Annotated in this window: 13 protein-coding genes and 2 pseudogenes; 5 read left to right on the top strand and 10 right to left on the bottom strand. The window is 72.7% G+C overall.

What is annotated here, in order from left to right:
• A pseudogene (locus I5Q34_RS34440) lies at positions 1-280 on the bottom strand (ATP-binding protein); the annotation flags it as partial.
• Between the two features lie 259 nt (positions 281-539).
• Between I5Q34_RS34440 and gabT the strand changes: the two are divergent.
• Both gabT and I5Q34_RS06965 read left to right on the top strand, forming a co-directional pair.
• On the top strand, positions 540-1,892 hold the full coding sequence (gene gabT / locus I5Q34_RS06970; RefSeq protein WP_199891257.1) for a 4-aminobutyrate--2-oxoglutarate transaminase: 1,353 nt from the start codon (positions 540-542) through the stop codon (positions 1,890-1,892).
• Between the two features lie 120 nt (positions 1,893-2,012).
• Complete coding sequence (locus I5Q34_RS06965) at positions 2,013-2,882, top strand: phosphatase PAP2 family protein (RefSeq protein WP_199891256.1); 870 nt, start codon at positions 2,013-2,015, stop codon at positions 2,880-2,882.
• Between the two features lie 492 nt (positions 2,883-3,374).
• On the opposite strand, the gene I5Q34_RS06960 is transcribed toward I5Q34_RS06965, so the two are convergent.
• From I5Q34_RS06960 to I5Q34_RS06935, 6 genes are all read right to left on the bottom strand, one after another.
• The gene (locus I5Q34_RS06960; RefSeq protein ID WP_199891255.1) at positions 3,375-3,818 is read right to left on the bottom strand and encodes a hypothetical protein; all 444 of its coding nucleotides are present in this window, start codon (positions 3,816-3,818) and stop codon (positions 3,375-3,377) included.
• A 100-nt stretch (positions 3,819-3,918) separates the two neighbouring features.
• Positions 3,919-5,331, bottom strand: a complete 1,413-nt coding sequence (locus tag I5Q34_RS06955) for an FAD-binding oxidoreductase (protein WP_234428459.1) — start codon at positions 5,329-5,331, stop codon at positions 3,919-3,921.
• Between the two features lie 4 nt (positions 5,332-5,335).
• Positions 5,336-6,151, bottom strand: a complete 816-nt coding sequence (locus tag I5Q34_RS06950) for an ABC transporter permease (protein ID WP_199891254.1) — start codon at positions 6,149-6,151, stop codon at positions 5,336-5,338.
• On the bottom strand, positions 6,151-7,059 hold the full coding sequence (locus I5Q34_RS06945; RefSeq protein ID WP_199891253.1) for an ABC transporter permease: 909 nt from the start codon (positions 7,057-7,059) through the stop codon (positions 6,151-6,153). The genes I5Q34_RS06950 and I5Q34_RS06945 overlap by 1 nt, the downstream gene beginning before the upstream one ends.
• Positions 7,056-8,222: an ABC transporter ATP-binding protein gene (locus I5Q34_RS06940; RefSeq protein WP_199891252.1), complete on the bottom strand. Its 1,167-nt coding sequence runs from the start codon at positions 8,220-8,222 to the stop codon at positions 7,056-7,058. The genes I5Q34_RS06945 and I5Q34_RS06940 overlap by 4 nt, the downstream gene beginning before the upstream one ends.
• A 255-nt stretch (positions 8,223-8,477) precedes the next feature.
• Positions 8,478-8,912, bottom strand: a complete 435-nt coding sequence (locus tag I5Q34_RS06935; RefSeq protein WP_199891251.1) for a DUF4190 domain-containing protein — start codon at positions 8,910-8,912, stop codon at positions 8,478-8,480.
• 119 nt (positions 8,913-9,031) lie between these two features.
• On the opposite strand from I5Q34_RS06935, the pseudogene I5Q34_RS06930 reads away from it, so the two are divergent.
• A pseudogene (locus tag I5Q34_RS06930) lies at positions 9,032-9,665 on the top strand (NADAR family protein).
• Here I5Q34_RS06930 and I5Q34_RS35455 read toward each other — a convergent pair.
• Positions 9,614-10,330: a DUF4190 domain-containing protein gene (locus tag I5Q34_RS35455; RefSeq protein ID WP_199891250.1), complete on the bottom strand. Its 717-nt coding sequence runs from the start codon at positions 10,328-10,330 to the stop codon at positions 9,614-9,616. The pseudogene I5Q34_RS06930 and the gene I5Q34_RS35455 sit on opposite strands and share 52 nt — an antisense overlap.
• Before the next feature lie 107 nt (positions 10,331-10,437).
• Here I5Q34_RS35455 and I5Q34_RS06920 point away from each other — a divergent pair, with 107 nt between their 5' ends.
• A complete protein-coding gene (locus I5Q34_RS06920; protein ID WP_199891249.1) occupies positions 10,438-11,460 on the top strand; it encodes an adenosine deaminase in 1,023 nt (340 codons plus the stop codon).
• Positions 11,461-11,464: 4 nt separating this feature from the next.
• Positions 11,465-12,139, top strand: a complete 675-nt coding sequence (locus I5Q34_RS06915; RefSeq protein WP_199891248.1) for a glycerophosphodiester phosphodiesterase — start codon at positions 11,465-11,467, stop codon at positions 12,137-12,139.
• A 452-nt stretch (positions 12,140-12,591) separates the two neighbouring features.
• Here I5Q34_RS06915 and I5Q34_RS06910 read toward each other — a convergent pair whose 3' ends face one another.
• Together I5Q34_RS06910 and I5Q34_RS06905 are read right to left on the bottom strand one after the other, a co-directional pair.
• Complete coding sequence (locus I5Q34_RS06910) at positions 12,592-13,755, bottom strand: spermidine/putrescine ABC transporter substrate-binding protein (protein WP_199891345.1); 1,164 nt, start codon at positions 13,753-13,755, stop codon at positions 12,592-12,594.
• A gap of 85 nt (positions 13,756-13,840) precedes the next feature.
• Entirely contained in the window at positions 13,841-14,443 is a 603-nt protein-coding gene (locus tag I5Q34_RS06905; RefSeq protein ID WP_199891247.1) for a Uma2 family endonuclease, read from the bottom strand.
• Positions 14,444-14,547 lie beyond the last annotated feature (104 nt).

The raw sequence follows: 14,547 nt of genomic DNA, 5'->3' as shown, positions 1-14,547 counted from the left end.
GCGGGGGCGGGGGGGGGGGCGCCCGGCCCGGCCCCGGGGGGGGCGGGGGCGGGGGGGCGACGCCCCCCACGCCCGGCGCCGCCTGCGGGCGCGGGGTGCGCAGCCAGGCGAGGAAGGGGGCCCCGGGCGGTCCGTCCGGGGCGGGGGCGCCCTCCCCCTGGGTCCCCACGGCCGGCGGCGCGGACGGCGGCGGGGCCGCCGCCGGGCGCGGCGGTACGGCCTGGCGCGGCAGCCGGCCGCCACCGGTCGCGGTCGCGTCGTGCGTGCGCTCGATGTCCATCTCTGCCCCTCGCCCCCTCGCCCGCCCTCTGACACGCGCGCGTCCGAAGTGTCCCCGGGTCAATCTAGTGGCCGGACGCGGGGAGTTCAGCGTCTCCGGCAGGGCCGGGCGTGATCGGCGCACGGGGGGCGCGCGCCGTGTGCCATGTCCGGTACGGACAAGGGGAACGGGCGACTTCTCCCTAACGGAACATGCCGAGGTCCGGGGGGTCGCCCTAGCCTGCGACCAAAAGTCCGCGTTCTTCCCCCGGGAGCCCCTCATGACCGAACTGACCGGAGGCCCGTCCCTCCCCCAGGAGCGCCGAGTCGTCACCGCGATCCCCGGCCCCAAGTCGCTGGAGCTCCAGGCCCGCCGTACCGCCGTCGTGGCCGCCGGCGTCGGCTCGACGCTCCCGGTGTTCACCACCCGCGCGGGCGGCGGCGTCATCGAGGACGTGGACGGCAACTCGCTGATCGACTTCGGTTCCGGCATCGCCGTGACCTCGGTCGGCAACAGCGCCGAGGCCGTGGTGCGCCGGGCGACCGCGCAGCTCGCCGACTTCACCCACACCTGTTTCATGGTCACCCCCTACGAGGGCTACGTGGCGGTCTGCGAGCAGCTCGCCGAGCTCACCCCCGGTGACCACGCCAAGAAGTCCGCGCTGTTCAACTCGGGCGCCGAGGCCGTCGAGAACGCGGTGAAGATCGCCCGCGCGCACACCAAGCGTCAGGCGGTCGTCGTCTTCGACCACGGCTACCACGGCCGCACCAACCTGACGATGGCGCTCACCGCCAAGAACATGCCGTACAAGCACGGCTTCGGTCCGTTCGCCCCCGAGGTCTACCGGGTGCCGGTGGCCTACGGCTACCGCTGGCCCACCGGCCCGGAGAACTGCGGCCCGGAGGCCGCGGCCCAGGCCATCGACCAGATCACCAAGCAGGTCGGGGCCGACAACGTCGCCGCGATCGTCATCGAGCCGGTGCTCGGCGAGGGCGGCTTCATCGAGCCGGCCAAGGGCTTCCTGCCGCGCATCGCGCAGTTCGCCAAGGACAACGGCATCGTCTTCGTCGCGGACGAGATCCAGTCCGGCTTCTGCCGCACGGGCCAGTGGTTCGCCTGCGAGGACGAGGGCGTCGTCCCGGACCTGATCACCACGGCCAAGGGCATCGCGGGCGGTCTGCCGCTCGCGGCGGTCACCGGCCGCGCCGAGATCATGGACGCGGCGCACCCGGGCGGCCTCGGCGGCACCTACGGCGGCAACCCGGTGGCCTGCGCGGCGGCGCTCGGCGCGATCGAGACCATGCGCGAGCTGGACCTCAACGCGAAGGCGAAGCGCATCGAGGAGGTCATGAAGGGCCGCCTCACCGCCATGCAGGAGAAGTTCCCGGTCATCGGGGACATCCGGGGCCGCGGCGCGATGATCGCGATCGAGCTGGTCAAGGACCCGGCGACGAAGGAGCCGGACGCCGCGTCGGCCGCCGCGCTGGCCAAGGCCTGCCACGCGGAGGGCCTGCTGGTCCTGACCTGCGGCACCTACGGCAACGTGCTGCGCTTCCTGCCGCCGCTGGTCATCGGCGAGGACCTGCTCAACGAGGGCCTGGACATCATCGAGGCGGCCTTCGCGGGGCTGTGAGGCGCCGTACTCGCTGTACGGCCCTGTGCACATCCGTGCGTGAAGAACATGTGCGGGGCGGGTGGTGGACGGGTGACGCGGCTACCGTCCACCGCTCCCGCTGCCGTACGGTTTCTGCGGATGAGTGAGACATCCCGTCCGCAGGACACCACCGCGGACGCCGCCCCGCCGGTGCTTCCCCGGCACCGGTGCGGCTGTGCCGTCGCGCACACCACCGGGGCCACGCGCCCCGGGAGTCCTCACCGATCGGACGACCGCCCGCCCCACACCCCCCGGGGCGCGCGGTGCACCGGCCGGGACGGCGGCTCCGGAACGCTCCCCCCTGTTCCGGGGCCGCCGGCTCTCCTCCCGCTGCTGCCCGTCCTGGTCGCCCTGGTCACCTTCGCCCTGATCACCTGGCAGATCGCCGCGCACGGCCCGCTGCGCGCGCTCGACGAGCGGCTGGGCACCGCGGTGGCCTCCTCCGCCGTCCCGCGCTCCCTCGCGGGCTTCCTCGCCGATCTCGGCAACGCGTCCGTCGCCGTGCCGGTGATGCTCGCGGCCGGCGGGTGGGCGGTGTGGCGGGGGTCGCACACGTGGCGGCGGGCCCTGGCCACATCCCTCCGCATGGCGGCGGTACCGGCCTTGATCGTCCCCCTGAAGCTGTGGATCGCCCGGCCGGGACCACCGGCGATGGGCTCCGGCCCGCACGACGGCTTCTTCCCGTCGGGACACGCGGCGACGGCGGCTGTGGCGTACGGGGTGGTGGTGCTGCTGGTCGCGCGCGGCAGGCGGTGGGCGTGGCTCGCGTACGCCCTGCTCAACGTGGGCGTCGGGATCGGGCTGGTCCGGTGCGGCTATCACTGGCCGTTGGACGTGCTGGGGGCGTGGTGCGTGGCGGGTGTGTTGTTGTGGTTCTCGCCCCGGTCCCTCCCCCAGAGGGGGCGCCCCCATTTCACCGTTTCTCCCGGGGCCCCGCCCCTCGGCCCGGCACCGCACTCCGCGCGGTGAGCGGGGCTGCGCCCCGGGGCCCGCGTTCGGCGCGGGCGGGCGGGGGCTCCGCCCCCTACACCCCTGCCGGGGCTCCGCCCCTGGCCCCCTTTCGGGGCTTCGCCCCGGACCCCTATCGCGGCTCCGCCGCTCGTCCTCAAACGCCGGACGGGCTGAAGAGCGCGCCCGGGGCACGCATTCAGCCCGTCCGGGGGCACACCCTCCGGGGGAGTTTGAGGACAACCGCGCGAAGCGCTATTGCGGCACCCAGCGGGCAAAGCCCCTCAGCGGGGCCAGAGGCTCAGCCCCCGTGGGGAGCACGGCCCCGCAGGGGTCCGGGGCGGAGCCCCGAAGCGGGTTGCAGGGGGCGCAGCCCCCGCCCCACCGGCCGAGGGGCGGAGCCCCCGGTGGGGCGCAGGGGCGAAGCCCCGCACACACCCCCCGCGGGACGCGGTCGGGGTCCGGGGGCTCAGCCCCCCGGTTTCGGGACGGGGGCAGGGTGGGGGAAAACCCTCACCCCGCCACCACCTCGTGCAGCACCCCCTCCAGCCCCGCCACATCCGTCAGCGCCCCCGACCCGTCCGGCGGCACGAGCCAGCGGATCAGCGCGACGCCCCGCAGTGGATGCGGGACCACGACCCACGCGCCGTCCCCCACCCCCCGCACCCCCGTGCCCACCCACCGCCCCGCCGTCCCGGGCGCGACGAGGAAGCCGACCCGGCCGGCCCGTTCGTCGCAGAGGACCGGGCCGGGCCGGCGCGTCCGCCGCGACAGCAGTTCCGCCGCGGGGCGGCCGAGGGCGGCGGGGACCACCAGCACGTCCCAGAGCCGTCCGGCCGGCAGCAGCGCGATCCCGAAGGGGTTCCGCTCCCACTCCCGCCGGCAGGCCCCGGGGTCGGGCGCGGCCGAGGCCAGCCACTCCACCGCGCTCCGCCCGTTCCCCACGACGCCGCTCATCCGTCCCGCCTCCACATCGCCTCACCGTGTGCGTACACAGGTGAGAGGCGGCGGGCGGCCCGTCATGACGCGACTACGCCGGATACTCCGGATACTTACGTCAGCTGTCGAAGCCGAGGCCGACCTTGTCCATCGCCTTCAGCCAGAGGTTCCGCCGCCCGCCGTTCTCGTCGGCACGCGTCATGGACCACTGGGTGAGGCCGATGCCCATGGACCGCACCGGCTCCGGCGGGAACGGCAGCGGCTTGGTGCGGACCATCTCCAGCTCCGTGCGCTCCGTCCGCTCCCCGGCGAGCAGGTCGAGCATGACGTCCGCACCGAAGCGGGTGGCCCCGACGCCGAGGCCGGTGTAGCCCAGCGCGTAGGCGACGCGCCCGCCGTGCGCGGTGCCGAAGAAGGCCGAGAAGCGGGAGCAGGTGTCGATGACGCCGCCCCAGGCGTGGGAGAAGCGGACGCCCTCCAGCTGCGGGAAGCAGTGGAAGAAGTGCTCGGCGAGGCGCCGGTACGTCTCCGGGTTGTGGTCGTACTCCGCCCGGATCTCGCCGCCGTAGTGGTAGACGACGTCGTAACCGCCCCACAGGACGCGCCGGTCGGCGGTCAGCCGGAAGTAGTGGAAGTGGTTGGCGTAGTCGCTCAGCCCCTGCCGCCGCCGCCAGCCGACGGCCGCGAGCTGCTCCTCGGTCAGCGGCTCGGTGACCAGCGCGTAGTCGTAGACGGGCGCGATGTACGGGCGCAGGCGCTTGACCAGGGAGGGGAAGGCGTTGGTGGCCAGTGCGGACTGCCGGGCGAAGACCCGCCCGTACGGGGTGCGGACGGCGACGCCGGCGCCGCGCGAGGACAGCTCGCTGCCGGGCGTGTGCTCGTAGAGCCGGACCCCGGCCTCCAGGCAGGCCCGCCTGAGACCCCAGGCGAGCTTCGCCGGGTGGAGCATGGCGACTCCGTCGCGGTCCCAGAGGCCGGCGAGGAAGGTCGGGGAGTCGACCTCGGCGCGCATCGCGTCACGGTCGAGGTAGGTGTGGCCGGTGAGGCCGAGGGAGGCGAACTCCTCGGCGGTCTCGCGGAGTTCGTCCACCTGGTGCGGGGCGGTGGCGATCTCGATCTCGCCGGTGCGCTCGAAGTCGCAGTCGATGCCGTGGCGGCCGAGGGCGGCCTCGATGCCGTCCAGGTTGCGGCGGCCGAGGTCCTCCAGGAGGCCGATCTCGTCGGGCCAGCGGGCGAGGCCGTTGCCGGTGCCATGGGTGACGGAGGCGGCGCAGAAGCCTCCGTTGCGGCCGGAGGCGGCCCAGCCGCTCTCCTGGGCCTCGATGAGGACGACGTCGCGGGCGGGGTCGCGTTCCTTGGCGTTGAGGGCGGTCCACAGCCCGGAGTAGCCGCCGCCGACGACGAGCAGGTCGCAGTGCTCGTCGCCGACGAGGGCGGGGCGGGGCTCGGGCCGCCCGGGGTCGTCGAGCCAGTAGGGGCGCAGGGTGGTGTCGGAGAGTGCTTGGGCAGGGTTCATGGCACCGGCGGCCATGGTCTCAGCTCCTTCTGCGATATTTTCGGCGGCTTCCGGCCAGCTGACCAGCAAGAACGCACAACACGGCGATGACGAACACCGCGGTCCCGATGACATTGATCTGAACGGGTGTGCCCCGTTGTGCCGCTCCCCAGACGAACATGGGGAAGGTCACAGTGGAGCCGGCGTTGAAGTTGGTGATGACGAAGTCGTCGAAGGAGAGCGCGAAGGACAGCAGCGCTCCCGCCGCGATGCCGGGCGCGGCGATCGGCAGCGTGACGCGCAGGAACGTCTGCAGCGGGGTGGCGTAGAGGTCCTGGGCGGCCTGCTCCAGGCGCGGGTCCATGCTGGTCACCCGGGCCTTGACGGCGGTGACGACGAAGCTGAGGCAGAAGGTGATGTGGGCGATGAGGATCGTCCAGAAGCCGAAGCTGACGCCCGTGTTGAGGAAGAGCGTGGCGAGCGAGGCCGCCATGACGACCTCGGGCATCGCCATCGGCAGGAAGACCAGGCTGCTCACCGAGGAGCGGGCCCGGAAGCGGTACCGGGCCAGCGCGAAGGCGGCGGCGGTGCCGAGGACGGTGGCGCCGAGGGTGGCCCACAGGGCGATCCAGAGGCTGAGCGAGAGCGAGCCGCACAGCCCGTCGACGTCGCAGGGGTGGGTCCAGGCGTCCGTGGAGAAGCGCTGCCACTCGTAGTTGAAGCGGCCGTTGGGCTTGTTGAACGAGAAGACCGTGACGATGACGTTGGGCAGCAGCAGGTAGGCGAGGGTCGCGAGGCCGGCGAGGACGACGAGGTTGCGGCGCAGCCAGCGCAGCGGGCGGGCGAGGGCGGTCATCAGACGACGTCCTCCGTTCCGGCGCGGCGCAGGTAGACCGTCACCATGGCCAGGATCGCGGCCATGAGGATGAAGGACAGGGCGGCGGCGGTCGGGTAGTCCAGGACGCGCAGGAACTGGGACTGGACGACGTTGCCGATCATCTTCTGGTCCGGGGAGCCGAGCAGCTCGGCGTTGATGTAGTCACCGCTGGCCGGGATGAAGGTGAGCAGCGTGCCGGCGACGACCCCGGGCATGGACAGCGGGAAGGTCACGTGGCGGAAGGTGGTCAGGGGCCGGGCGTAGAGGTCGCCGGCGGCTTCGTGGAGCCGGCCGTCGATGCGCTCCAGGGAGGTGTAGAGCGGCAGGATCATGAACGGCAGGAAGTTGTAGGTGAGGCCGCAGACGACGGCGAGCGGGGTGGCCAGCAGCCGGTGCCCCTCGGTGACGCCGAGGGCGTCGGTCAGGCCGAGGACGTGCAGCGCGTCCAGCGCGGAGACGACGGGGCCGCCGTCGGACAGGATCGTCTTCCAGGCCAGGGTGCGGATCAGGAAGCTGGTGAAGAACGGCGCGACGACCAGCACCATGAGCAGGTTCCGCCAGCGTCCCGCCTTGAAGGCGATGAGGTAGGCGAGCGGATAGCCGAGGACCAGGCACAGGACGGTCGCGGCGGTCGCGTAGCCGACGGATCGCAGGAACTGCGGGTAGTACTGGGCCAGGGCGTCCCAGTAGGTGGCGAAGTGCCAGGTGACCCGGTAGCCGTCCTCCAGCGATCCGGTCTGCACGGAGGTCGAGGCCTGGTAGACGAGCGGCGCGACGAAGAAGAGGAGCAGCCAGAGGATGCCGGGGAGCAGCAGCCAGTAGGGGGTGAGGCGGCCGCGGCGGGCGGGTGCCGCGGTGGGGACGGGGGCGGGAGCGGTCGTCGTCACGAGGGCCCCTCCCCCAGGTCGACGTCCGTGCCGGCCTCGATGCGCTGGGCGGCGTCGAGCCCGAAGCCGTGGCCCGGGTTCCAGTGCAGGAGCACCTCGGCGCCGGGGACGAGGCGGGGGTCGCGCTCGATGTTCTGCTCGTAGACGGACAGGCCGGAGGCGACCGGGCTGTCGACGACGTACTGGGTGGAGACACCGATGAAGCTCGACGTGGCGATGCGGCCGCGGACGCGGTTGCGCCCGGCGGGGACGGTGCCGGCGTCGTCGGCGTGGGTGAGGGTGATCTTCTCCGGCCGTATGCCGACGAGCAGCTTGTCGCCGGCGCGGGCGGCGACCTGGCAGCGGTCGGCGGGCAGCGCGAGCCTGGTGTCGGCGGCGCGCAGCACGATGTCGTCGCCCGCGGCGTCGAGGACCTCGGCGGTGATGAGGTTGGAGGTGCCCAGGAAGTTGGCGACGAAGGTGGTGCGCGGGGTCTCGTAGAGGTCGGCGGGGGCGCCGAGTTGTTCCACGCGGCCGGCGTTCATGACGGCGACGGTGTCGGCCATCGTCATGGCCTCCTCCTGGTCATGGGTGACGTGCACGAAGGTGATGCCGACCTCGGTCTGGATGCGCTTGAGCTCCAGCTGCATCTGGCGGCGGAGCTTGAGGTCCAGGGCGCCCAGCGGCTCGTCGAGGAGCAGGACGCGGGGGTGGTTGATGAGCGCGCGGGCGACGGCGACGCGCTGCTGCTGGCCGCCGGAGAGCTCGTGCGGCCGGCGCCTGGCCAGCTCGCCCAGCTGGACGAGGTCGAGCATCTCGCCGACCTGCTTCTTCACGGACTTGACGCCCCGGCGGCGCAGGCCGAAGGCGACGTTCTCGAAGATGTCGAGGTGGGGGAAGAGCGCGTAGCTCTGGAAGACGGTGTTGACCGGCCGCTTGTACGGCGGGAGGGCGGTCACGTCCGTGCCGCCGAGCACGACGGAGCCGGTGGAGGGCGTCTCCAGGCCGGCGATCATGCGCAGGGTGGTGGTCTTGCCACAGCCGGAGGCCCCGAGCAGGGCGAAGAAGGATCCCGCGGGGACCGTGAGGTCCAGCGGGTGCACGGCGGTGAACGAGCCGTACTGCTTGCTGATCCCGGCGAGGCACACGTCGGTGCCGCTGCCGCTCGGGGCGGTTGCTGTCATGGGTGTGGATCCAGAGGTGTGGGGGCGTAGAGCACATAACAGTGACATACGGACGCGGGAGGTCGCGTCCGGGTCGTGCGGGTGCCGCATCGCTCACCTCCTCCGCCGGCCGCGCGGGCCCGGGGACAGGCGTTGCTCCTGCCGGATGTGATCGCTGATCCTGGCAGAGGAGGGGCCCCACAACAAGAGATTCCGTCGCAGGGATTTGACTCTGCGACGGAATCAGCGCTTGCGCGGGTTGGCGGACGGGCCGGGTCAGAGCACGCTCGACCCGATGGCGGCCGCGATGGCCAGATAGACCAGCGGCAGGATCAGGCCCAGGATGCCCAGGACGATGCCCGCGGTAGCGGCGCCACGGTTGGTCGCCTCTCCCTTGCTGACCTTGGAACGGCCGACCCCGCCGAAGACGATGCCCAGGATTCCCAGGATGATCCCGAAGAACCACAGGAACACGATCGCGCTGCAGATCGCGCCGATGAGGCCGGTGACCAGACCGGCGGTGCCCATGCCGTTGCTGGGCTGCGCCGGCGGGTACGGAGCCGCGCCGTACGGCTGGACCGGCGGGGCGGCCGGGTAACCCCCTTGGTAGGGAGCGCTGTTGGCGGCCGGGTAGCCGTAGCCGGGCTGCTGCGGAGGCTGCTGCGGCTGCTGCGAAGGCGGGCCGTAAGGATTCTGACCGTAGCCGGACAAAGTTGTGGATCCCCTCGTTGGATGGACGCCGGGCAATGTTATGACCATGACCACGGACCGGGTACGGCGCTCCGGATAATCACTCTCCGTTGTCAGTGCCCGCTGCCAGAATGGCCGCCATGACACACACGGGGGAGACATCCATGGCGTCCGCGCGGGGCACCGCGCATCTGGCGCGGTCCGTCGAGGAGCTGACGGCCGCGCTGGAGCGCGGCGAGCGGCCGAAGTACGCGCACTTCTGGGGTCACCGGCCGCGGCGGGACGGCAGCGTGGGGCCCGGCTGCTTCAGCCAGTGGTGGCCCTCGCCGTTCACGGTGGACGGGGGTGGTCTATCCAACGGCGGAGCACTGGATGATGGCCGGCAAGGCCCGGCTCTTCCGCGACGCGGAGGCCGAGGCCCAGGTGCTGGCGGCGGGCCACCCCAAGCAGGCCAAGGACGCCGGCCGCACGGTGCGCGGCTTCGACGAGGAGGTGTGGCGGCGGCACCGCTTCGCCCTCGTCGTCGAGGGCAGCGCGCACAAGTTCGCCGCGCATCCGGAGCTGACGGAGTACCTGCTGGGCACCGGGAAGCGTGTCCTGGTGGAGGCCAGCCCGCTGGACCGGGTCTGGGGCATAGGCCTGGCCGCCACCGACGAGGGGGCCGGTGACCCCGCGCGGTGGCAGGGCCTGAACCTGCTGGGCTTCGCGCTGATGGAGACGCGTCAGCGGCTGGCCGGGGCCGGGGCGAGCGGCGCCGAGACGGAGGTGCGGTAGGTGCCGCCCGGATCGTCGTCGTAGTCGTCGTGGGTCCGGTGCCGGTCGGGGTCGGGGGCGATGGCCACCAGCACGATCATCAGGACCGACAGCAGGAGCGCGAGGGAGCCGAGGATCAGCCCGGCCGTGGCCGAACCGCGGTTGGCCGCCTCGCCCTTGGTGACCTTGGCCCGCCCGATGGCGCCGAAGACGACGGCCAGCACCCCGAGGACGATGCCGAAGATCATGGTGAACGAGAGCACCACGCCCACGATGCCCAGCACCAGCGCCGCGGTGCCGAAGCCGTTGTTGGGCACCTGGGGCGGAGCCGCCCACAGCTGCCCGTAGGGCGATCCCGGGTAGCCGCTCGGGCCGTACGGGGGTATGGGTCCGTAGCCCGGGTACGGCGAGCCCTGCGGAGGGCCGGGCGGCGGGCCGGGGTAGGCCCCGTAGGCAGGCGGGCGGTACGCGCTCGGGGTGCCCGGGCCCGTCGGCGCCGGGGGCACGGGCGGCACGCCGCCCTCCGGACGGGGCGGCGGCACGGCCGCGGGGGCGGCCGGCGGCGCCGCGGGGGCGGCCGGACGGTCACCGTCCCCGCCCTTGCCGAGCGGCACCCGCCGCTCCGGCGGGGCCCAGGGGTCGCGGTCCTCCCTCGGCCCCGGCTGCGCACTGCCCGTCTCGGACATGACCCTCCCAGAAGCTGTCCTGTCATGCTACGGCCTCCGTACGGCGGTACGGACGCCGCACATACGATGATCCACGCCCGCCGAACGAACCGGCCCTGGAGGCCCGCATGTCCGTACTCGCCCCGTTCATCGCCGGACTGCCCAAAGCCGAGCTGCACGTGCACCATGTCGGTTCCGCGTCCCCGCGCATCGTCGCCGCGCTGGCCGCCCGCCACCCCGACTCCCCCGTGCCCACGGACCCCGAGGCGCTGGCCGACTTCTTCACCTTCCGCGACTTCGCGCACTTCATCGAGGTCTACCTGTCGGTCGTCGACCTCATCCGCGACGCGGAGGACGTGCGGCTGCTGACCTACGAGGTCGCCCGCGACATGGTCCGGCAGAACATCCGCTACGCCGAGCTGACCGTCACCCCCTTCAGCTCGGTGCGGCGCGGCATCCCCGACACCGCCTTCGTCGAGGCCATCGAGGACGCCCGCAAGGCGGCCGAGGCCGAGCTGGGCGTCGTGCTGCGCTGGTGCTTCGACATCCCCGGCGAGGCGGGCCTGGCCGCGGCGGAGGAGACCGCCCGGATCGCCTGCGACCTGCGGCCCGAGGGCCTGGTCTCGTTCGGCCTCGGCGGGCCGGAGATCGGCGTCCCCCGCCCGCAGTTCAAGCCCTACTTCGACCGCGCCATCGCCGCCGGGCTGCACAGCGTGCCGCACGCCGGGGAGACGACCGGGCCGCAGACGATCTGGGACGCCCTGACCGAGCTGCGCGCCGAGCGCGTCGGCCACGGCACCAGCGCCACCCGGGACCCGCGCCTGCTGGAGCACCTCGCCGAGCACCGCATCCCGCTGGAGGTCTGCCCGACCTCCAACCTCGCCACCCGGGCCGTCGAGGACATCGACCGGCACCCGGTCAGGGAGATGGTCGCCGCGGGCGTCCTGGTGACGATCAACAGCGACGACCCGCCCATGTTCGGCACCGACCTCAACAACGAGTACACGGTCGCCGCCCGCCTGCTGGACCTCGACGCCCGGGGCGTCGCGGACCTCGCCAAGAACGCCGTCGAGGCGTCGTTCCTGGACGCCCCCGGCAAGGCGGCGCTCACGGCGGAGATCGACGCGTACACGGCGAGCTGGCGGGGCTAGCGCCATGGCGATCCGCGCCGTCGCCCACCGCGGCGACCCCTACGTCCACCGCGAGAACACCCTGCCCTCGATCCGCTCCGCGTGGCGGGCGGGGGCGTCGACGGTGGAGATCGACATCCGGCTCACCCGCGACGGGGTGCCGGTGCTGCTGCACGACGCGACGCTGGAGCGGCTGTGGGGCCACCACAGGGCCCTCTCCTCGGTCACGGCCGAGGAGCTGCGCTCCCTGACCGGCGGCGGAGTGCCGACCCTGGCCGAGGCGCTCGCGTCGTCGGACGGGTCCGGGCAGCTGTTCCTCGACCTGCCCGACCCGGCGGCGGCGGGCGCCGCGGTGGCGGCGGTGCGTGCCGCGGGGGCCGGCGGGCGGGTCTCCTGGTGCGGTGCGACCGCCTCCCTGCGGGAGGTCCGGCGGGCGGACCCCGAGGCGGAGATCGCCCTGACGTGGACGACCCTCACGCCGCCCCGGCCGGCCCTCCTCGCGGCGGTGACCCCCCGGTGGCTCAACTACCGCTTCGGCCTGGTGACCCCGGAGCGGGTGGCACGCGACCACGCGGAGGGTTTCCTGGTCTCCGCGTGGACGGCGGACACGGCGTGGACGATGCGGCGGCTGGTGCGGGCGGGGGTGGATTCGATCACGACGAATCGGGTGCGGGTGCTGCGGGGGTTGGTGGGCGGGTAGGGATTGTGCCCCGGCCCCGCCCTCTCACCGTCTCTTCCGGGGGCTCCGCCCCCTCGGCCCGGCACCGCGCTCCGCGCGGTGTGAGCGGGGGCTTTGCCCCCGGACCCCTGGGACCGCGCGAAGCCGCGATCCAGCCCGTCCGGCGTTTGAGGACAACCGCGCGGAGCGCGGTTGCAGGGCCCGGGGCGGAGCCCCGGAGCGGGGGCCAGGGAGCGCAGCCCCCGGCGGAGTGCAGGGGCTGAGTCCCGCAAGGGGGCCCGGGGTGCAGCCCCGGTCGGGGTGCAGGGGGCAAAGCCCCCGCTCCTCGCGCGGCCTAGCCCCGCGCCGGGCCCGGGGCGGAGCGGGGTGCAGGGGGCGAAGCCCTCGCACACACCGCGCGGAGCGCGGTGCCGGGCCGAGGGGGCGGAGCCCCGGAAGAAACGGTGAAAGGGCGGGCCAGGGGCAAAACTCCCCTACAGACCCACGATCCCGTTCCACTCCTCCAAAAAGCCCGGCCGCTCCTTAGCCGTCATATCCCGCGCCGTAGCCAGCCGCCCCCGCATCTCATCCGTCGGGAACACCAGCGCATTCTCCGCCAGCTCCGCGGTCTCCCGGTCCTTGGCGGACGCGAGCACCTCGCGCGCCGCCGGCACCGGGCACACGTAGTTGACCGAGGCGGCCAGCTTCGCCGCCACCTCCGGCCGGTAGTAGAAGTCGATCAGCCGCTCCGCGTTCGCCTTGTGCCGGGCCAGGTCCGGGATCATCAGGCTCTCCGCCCAGAGCTCCGCCCCCTCCTCCGGCACCACGAACTCGATGTCCGGGTTGTCCGCCTGGAGCTGGATGATGTCCCCGGAGTACGCCTGGCAGGCGAGCACGTCCCCGGACGACAGCTCCTTGATGTAGTCGTTGCCGGTGAAGCGGCGGATGTGCCGCCGGCTCACCAGCCGGCGCAGCTGATCGGTCATCCGATGGAAGTCGTCCGCGGTCCAGCGCGTGACGTCCGCCCCGTTCCCCTGCATGAGCAGCGAGAACGCCTCGTCCATCCCGGCGAGGAGGGTGACCCGCCCCCGCAGGTCGTCCCTCCACAGATCCGCCGTGCGGCGGATCTCGCGCCCGAGCTTCTTGCGGTGATAGGCGATGCCGGTGATGCCGGACTGCCAGGGGACGGAGTGCAGCCGCTCCGGGTCGAACGAGGGCTTGCGCAGCAACGGGTCGAGGTGACGGGCGACGTTCGGCTGGGCGGCCCGGTCCATCTCCTGGACCCAGCCCAGGCGCACGTAGCGCGCGCACATCCAGTCGCTGACGACGATCAGGTCGCGCCCGGTGTCCTGATGGTTCATCAGGGCGGGGCTGATCTTCCCGAAGAACTCGTCGTTGTCGTTGATCTCCTCGGTGTACTTCACCGAGATTCCGCTGCGCCACTGGAACTCGTCCAGCGTCGGCCGCCGCCCGGGCCGATCCTCATCGGTGTCGATATACATCGGCCAGTTGGCGAAGACCAGCCGCCGATCACCGGCGGAACGATCCTGCGCGGCCCGGTCCCCGGGCTCGATATACGCGGCGGGAACCCCGCACCCGGCGAGCGCGGCGGCCCCCGCGCCCGCGCCCAGCGCGCGCAGCAGGGAGCGGCGGGACAAGGGCTTCACAGGCTTCTCGCAATCGGCCGATCGGCGGCGGCGGGGACGTATGGGTCTGGAGCGGCCGCCGATGATACCGGCGAGGTCAGTCGCGGGGGAACTTGTCGGTGGAGATCGTCAGACCGAGGGGCGTGCAAGTGAGATCGATGGGCTCACCGAAGTCGGTGATCAACTCCGAGTGGTAGGCCCCGTCCTTCGGCGACGTGTGGACGTGACACTTGGCCTCGTACGGATCCACGATCAGGAGCACGGGTACCCCGGCCTCGGCGTACGCCTGCTTCTTGGGCCCGTAGTCGTTCCCCTTGGTGTCCTTGGAGATGACCTCGGCGATGAACTCCAGGTCCTTGGGATCGAACCTGCCCTTGGCGTCGGGCTTCGCTCCATCGACGGCCTTGGCGACATCCGGACAGAAACCGTTGCGGTAGCCCGGGAGATCGATACGCACATCCGAGTCGATCTCGGCAGCCTCACCGAAATGAGAATCGAGCTGGCGGGCAACACTAAAGATGATCCTCCAATGCGTGCGACGCTGCGGCGACATGTAGACGGTCCCCTCGACGATCTCGACCTTGTAGCCCTCGGGGACTGGCAGTCGCTCCAGCCGGTCGAACATGTCGTCCAAGAACGTGTCCTCCGGGCTGAGCTCGTCGCTGTCGGCCATCTCGATCCTGTCCAGTACGACGGTCACTGTGCCGCTCCTCCCCACCCGCGCGCGCCTACGCGCGCAGCCGCACGTTTTAACGATAAGACGAGCCCCGGGACACGGCCTGCCCCGGGACCCACCCGCTCCCG

This window comes from Streptomyces sp. AV19 (assembly GCF_015999245.1).
In the GTDB taxonomy this organism is placed as follows: domain Bacteria; phylum Actinomycetota; class Actinomycetes; order Streptomycetales; family Streptomycetaceae; genus Streptomyces.
This window is presented reverse-complemented; position numbering and strand designations above follow the sequence as displayed.